Source organism: Endozoicomonas sp. SESOKO3, assembly GCF_024606255.1.
Genome location: NZ_JAHHPR010000611.1, coordinates 1 through 6512, shown reverse-complemented (window position 1 = coordinate 6512; position 6512 = coordinate 1). Strand labels below are relative to the sequence as shown.

The window sequence follows — 6512 nt, the reverse complement described above, 5'->3', positions numbered from 1 at the left end:
CGAAAACGAAAGCTTGATGATGCAAAGTCAAGTGATTGATTTCTGCTTGTCATAGACTCAGAAGGCTCTATTTCGAATACCCCTTTTTTGCAGCAGCGGGTTTTTTATGTCTAAGCATGGTGTGTATCACAGATGCAAGGGGCAAAGGGTATAGTTTTGAAAAAACGATTTTTAGTAGCGTTGCTGTCGCTGCTCTCTTTGTCTGTCATATGTCAGGCCGAAACATTGGAAAGACATTTTATAGTCGAACTTGGACAGGATGGATTCTCCCCCGGCAGGACCCTTTCCATAAAGGCTTTACAGCCTGCATTGTCAGGCAACCCTTCATACTATGCCGACACACACGGCTGTGCTGGATCAGATTCTCTGCGAGCTGGCAAACAACACAGACTTGGCGGTTTCGAGGTGAAAACGTCCTTTTTTGAGTCAATCTCGTGGCACTTACTTGACGCCATCACTCTGGTGGCTGTTTACGAACTGGCCATGACCACCCATGACGCCGCTCTGAGTGGCACACCTCATTCATGGATACTTGTCGAAGCGTTTGTCGTTGTCGGCTCGCTTTTGAAAAGCTGCTGGAACCGAAATTCATGGTTGTTTACCCGGACGGATCAACCGGAAGCAAGTCAGGGTGATCCGTTCGTGATGAACATTACGATGCTTTTCGGACAAAGCCAAAATGGCCAACGAGAAAGCCAGCCGTCAGCATCATCCGGACAGCAAGCCCCAGGGGCGACCAGCTTCCGACTTTCAGGCTCTTTCACCAGTCCCCCTGATTCCGACTCTGGCGATGGAAATGAAGGTACTGAACAACATCAGCATACTCTGGGTTTAGATTGTTATGTAGATTCCTGCCGAGGCTTTTGTAAGCTCCGACCATCATCCTACGGCAGAGAGTCCGCTGAATGGGCGCTGAATTGGGAAGAAAGTTCGACAGGGCAAAGTCCTCATGTGATGACAGAAGTACAACCCTTTCAGCAACAATCCCATCTATTTACGATTGATATCAACCCGACAAATCATTGGCCCTCTTTGCACTCAGCGGATTCGGGGGCCGTTGGTGCAACTCGCGCTGATGGGCGTGAGTACATCGGGCAACTCACCTGTGACGTGAAAGAGGTTGGGCAGGATGACAAGGTGCGGTCATGCGGGACGGTCTGCAAGAATGCTACGGCTCTGAAGAGTCATAAAAAAAGAGACCACTGGACGCCACTTAAGTGGTTGATTGATGACATCGAAGAAATGGGAAGAGACCAAGGCTACACCAAACATAAATTTTGTGGCGACATAGTGGTCCGGATGGATGGCACATGGGATCCATGCTGGGTCTCCTTTGATAATGATCAAGCCATGATGTCTCACAAAACAGAATACCACTTCTGGCCAAAAAACTGCGTTCAGTCAGTGCTTGGAGAGAGAGGTCTGCAGTCATGCGGAAAGGTCTGCCGCAATTCTGAAGAGCTAGCGTATCACATAAGAATGCATCGAAAACGCAAGTTTGATGCCCGGCGGGATGATGACCCCAGTCATTCAGAAGAAAGTAGAGACTGATCCGGCTTCCTACCGGACTAAAACACGCTTCCTTTCTTGATCTGTCGCCTTCCTGATCTATCTTTCCCCTCTCTACTAATCAAAATGAAAATGAAAGGATAGAATAATGAGACTCCCGCTCTCGACAGCGCTAGTGTTGCTGCTTTTTTCGTTTTCTGTCATCTGTCAGGCCGAAACGTTGACGAGAAGATTTGTTGTCGAGTTTGAACAGACAAAACAGAGTTTTTCTATAAAGCGCGACCCGAATATGTTACCAGGCGACCCATCAGTCATTCCAGACACAAATGCCTTGGCAGGATCAGATCTGCCATCTGATTACAAACCACCCAGAGTTGGCAATGACGAAGCAAAGAAGACAACTGTTGATTACATTTCGTTGCGCTTGCTCTTCGCCACCCATCTGCTGGTTGCCTACGAACTGGTGCTGGCCACCAATGGCGGCTCTCCAAATTCCAAACCTTATTCATGGGTACCAGCAGAAGCGTTTGTGGCTGTCGGCTTGCTTTTGAAAAGCTATTGGAACCCCGATTCACCACTCTATAGCCCGACTGAAGAACTTGACCTGCTTGAGCAACAAGTTGAGCGACGAGAGGCGATTCAGGATCACCCGTTTGCAATCACCACTATGATGCTTCCCGGCAATGGTCAACAACAAGGTCAACAACAAAACCAGAAAGCAACATTATCCGGGCAGCAAGTTTCAGGGATGGCAACCCATACAAGCTGTTTCACCAACTCCCTGTCTTTCGGCTCTGGCGGTGGTCACGAAGGCCCTGGACAACATCAACATACTTTGGGTTTAAATTGTTACGTTGATTCCTGTAGTGGCGTTTGTAAACTGCAGCAATTATTCGCCGATGGTGAATCAACTGAAGGGTTACCGAATTCCATAGAAAATTCGACAGAACACGCTCATCATGCAATGACAGAAACACAACCCTTTCAACTATACGCCGATGCATTTACGTTTACGATGGAGATCGACCCAATAAATAACTATACACTGAGTGCAGGAGCGGCCTTTGAAAATGATGCGGCCGGGTCAATTGACTACGAGCCAGTAACCTGTGGATGCGGGACGATCTGTATTAATTTCAAGGCTCTTTTAAATCATCAAAAAAGAGATCACGGTAGTGGTAGCGGACGATCGGAGCAACGTAAGTATTTAAACGCTGTTTCCAAAAGAAGACGCCAAGAGCCCAAAACGGTCAACCAATCTGTGTCGGCAAACTTCGGGAACGATGGAGAGTTCTTCTGGAATCTTGAAGAGCCCGGGAATTACCAAAGCGTACGCCAAAAAACCGGGCCTGATGATGGGGAACATGACCTCAGTCCATCGAAAGATAAAGAGTGATTCGGCTTCTAAACGGCACAAAACGTGCTTTCGGGAGGGATAGGTATCTATGGAGGCAACTGCAACATGTGACGGCAAATTCGCCGAGTTCATAGTGAAGGTAGATGACATCCGGCAGTGGCTCTAGCCAGCAGTATTCTGGAAGTTACAGTGCCTTATTTGTCAAAGTAGACGTTCCCATCATTCCGGGTAATGTTCTGGAAGACATTTGCCGCCTTTTGCGGTAATTCCCGGATTCGGGCGAATAAAATAGATCGCGACAGTTTTGTAGTGGTGGTTTTTTTACCCGGTGCAACTTTTCTGTCGTTTTTTCAGTTGAAATAAAAACACACTTATTCTATTGATCTATCACTCTTTTGATCTATGTTTCTTCCTTCTCTACAAATCAGAATGTACGTATGAAATAGTGAGAAACTCATTCTTTGTGGCACTGCTGTTGCTGCCAGAGTCATTATCTATCATCTGTCAGGCCGAACCGTTGACAAGACGTGCAGTTGTAGAGTTTCAAGAAAATAATTTGGGGTCAATAACCCAGAGTTTTTCTACAAAGTGTGACATGAATACATTGTCGCTTAAATCGACAGATATTGCTGACACAAATGACCACGCGGAGTCAGATTTACCGCCTGATGCTAATCCACATGGACCTGGCGGTTATGAGTTGAAAACGACCCTTATTGAGTTTATTTCGTGTCAATCGCTTTATGCCACGAGTCTGCTGGTGGCTTACGAACTGGTCCTGAACACTAATGCAGCTTCCGGCTTCAAACCTTATTCATGGCTCCCAACAGATGTGTGTGTCGCTGCCGGCTGGCTTTTGAAAAGCTATTGGAATCGAGATTCACCGCTGTCTGGCTCGATGGAACAATCAGAGGCAAGTCAGTGTGACCTGTTTACGATTACCATTATGATGCTCCCCGGAAATAGCCAACGACAAAACGAACCATCAGAATCATCCGGTCAGAATGCCTTAAGGGCAAGCGCCATCCAGCTTAGTGGGTCTATCATCAGTGCCCTGTCTTCTGGCTCTGGCGGCGGTAAAGAAAACCCTGAGCAACACCGGCATACTTTGCGCTTAAATTGTTTTGTCGATTCCTGTCATGGCGTTTGTAGATTCCGACCTTCCGGAATCAGAGAACCCGCTGATGGGTCGCTGAGTTCCGGAAAAAGTTCGACATTACGATCAATGAATGCAGGGGCTGCCAATGGAGCTCATACCAGCGAATTTGTCTGTGACGTGGTGTTGATCACGGAGAATGGAAAGCGAATGCCATGCGGGGCTGCCTTCAGGGATGACGAAAGGCTGTTCGGGCATAAAATGAGAGACCATACCGGGGCACAATTTTGCGACGCGTTAGTGGGCGGAGGGGATGGTGAGGAGCGACTGTGTGGGTGGATCTTCAGTAATATTCCAGGGTTGTGGCGTCACAGAAGAAGATGTCACCGAGATGGATGTGATATCAGACGGTCGCATCATAGAAGAAAATATCATACTGAGCCACGAATTTGTGACGTGATAGTGTTCTCGGATGGCGGAGCGCATCTATGTGGAAGGATCTTCAGTAATAGTGAAGGTTTGGGGAGCCACAGAAGACGATGCCATCAAGATGGCCACCGTATTAGATGGAATGATAGAAGGCGTTGAAAACACAAATGTGTTGATAAGTGGCATCTCCACATACCTTTCGATTTTTTACCGGACAGCAGAAAAGCTTTTGTCTATCCTGTCGTGCCAGACATTGCTTCTGAAAGACATTCGTCGTCAATTGATCTAATGCCGGGGTTCCGGCAAATAAAAAAGCGCCCGATTTTTTCTTAGCGATCTTTTTTCAAGGCTAAGGGTGGTTTGTATACTGCGATCTTCTTCCTTAAGAATTCCTGCCCGGTGACATTTTGGCTTTTGACAGAAAAAGATGCTTATTTTCTTGATCCATCACTTTCTTGGTCTACCTTCTTCCTAAAAACTGCAAGATAAGAGTAACGATAAAGTCATGAAAAACTCATTCTCAGCGACACTGCTGTTGTTGCAGTTCTATTTGTCAGCTACCTCTCAGGCCGACTCACTGACGACAGGCTTTGCCGTCGAGCTTCAACAGGCAAGCTCTCCAGAATGGAGCTTTTCCATAAAGCCAGACCACCCGCATTCATTGTCGGGCGGTCCGTCATACCCTGCTGACATAAACGGTTATGCAGAATCGATTTTGCCGTCTGATGAAAAACCTCAGAGATTCGGTAATTATGGGGTAAAAACGTCCTTTTTTGAGTCGGTCCCGTGGCAATTGATTTATGCTACGCATTTCCTGACTGCTTACGAACTGGTTATGACTGCTCGTGATGCCTCTGGCTTAAAGCCTTATTCATGGATACCTGTGGAAGCGTTTTTGGCTGTCGGCTGTCTTTTACGAAGCTATTTGAGCATTGATTCTCCGCTGTTCAACCTGATGGATCAACCGAAGGCAAGTCAGGATGACCCGTTTGCGATCACCACTATGATGCTCCCCGGAAATGGCCAACAACAAAGCCAAAAACAAAACGAGCAAACAGCATCATCTGCTCAGCAAGCCTCAGGGGCGAAGGCCTCCTTCATGACAGGCGCTATCCTTCCCGTGTCTTCTGGCTCTGGCGGCGGTAGTCAAAATCCTCAACAACACCAACATACATTGGGTTTAGATTGTTACGTCGATTCCTGTCTTGGCGTCTGCAGGCTGCGACCATCACCTGATTCCGGGCATCAGGTTTTCAGCGCGGTGCCGGTGGCAACTTTTAAACTGGCTCTGGTTGGCGACGGTGGTGTGGGTAAGACGACATTTGTTAAACGACACATTACTGGTGAATTCGAGAAAAAATATGTGGCCACAATCGGTGTTGAAGTCCATCCTATTCAATTTCACACTAATCGCGGTCTTGTTCGATTCAATGTTTGGGACACTGCCGGTCAGGAGAAATTCGGAGGACTTCGAGATGGGTATTATATTAAGTCCGATTGTGCAATTATCATGTTTGATGTAACGTCGCGGGTTACCTACAAGAGTGTTCCCAATTGGCACAAGGATCTGGTAAGAGTGTGTGAAGGCATACCTATTGTACTTGTTGGTAATAAAGTTGATATCAAGGACAGGAAGGTTAGGGCTAAAAATATAAATTTTCATCGCAAGAAGAACCTTCAGTATTTTGATATGTCAGCCAAATCAAATTACAATTTCGAAAAGCCTTTCCTCCATTTAATTAAGAAGCTGGCCAAAACTGAACAAATTCAGTTTGTAGAAGCCCCTGCGCTTCTGCCTCCTGAAGTGAGTATAAGCCGGGAGCAGGTCCTTAGATATGAGGCAGAACTCGAACAAGCTAAGAGCGTCCCCCTCCCTGAGGATGATGATGACATATGATGCACCCCTGAAAAACAATCGGCCCGGGACAAACTTCTGCAATGAGGCGCTTCTTGGTTGATGTTATTCTCACGCTGCCCGACAAGACTTTGTTGGTTGCCTGATTAGAGGTGAACGCTTCCTTGATTTTGACAGGAAGTACGTTTATTTGTTGATCTATCCCTCTTCTCTGTAAACCAGAATGCAAGGATAGAATTATTAAACACTCATTCTTTGCGGCAATG

Annotated in this window: 4 protein-coding genes; all 4 read left to right on the top strand. The window is 46.8% G+C overall.

The window, feature by feature from the left end:
• Window positions 1-156 precede the first annotated feature (156 nt).
• Complete coding sequence (locus KDK18_RS10810; protein ID WP_257254911.1) at window positions 157-1551, top strand: hypothetical protein; 1395 nt, start codon at window positions 157-159, stop codon at window positions 1549-1551.
• A gap of 178 nt (window positions 1552-1729) precedes the next feature.
• The gene (locus tag KDK18_RS10805) at window positions 1730-2905 is read left to right on the top strand and encodes a hypothetical protein (protein WP_257254910.1); all 1176 of its coding nucleotides are present in this window, start codon (window positions 1730-1732) and stop codon (window positions 2903-2905) included.
• Between the two features lie 406 nt (window positions 2906-3311).
• Complete coding sequence (locus tag KDK18_RS10800) at window positions 3312-4550, top strand: hypothetical protein (protein WP_257254909.1); 1239 nt, start codon at window positions 3312-3314, stop codon at window positions 4548-4550.
• Window positions 4551-4896: 346 nt separating this feature from the next.
• Window positions 4897-6288 carry a Ran family GTP-binding nuclear protein gene (locus KDK18_RS10795; protein WP_257254908.1) on the top strand — a complete coding sequence of 464 codons (1392 nt, stop codon included), beginning with the start codon at window positions 4897-4899 and terminating at the stop codon, window positions 6286-6288.
• Window positions 6289-6512 lie beyond the last annotated feature (224 nt).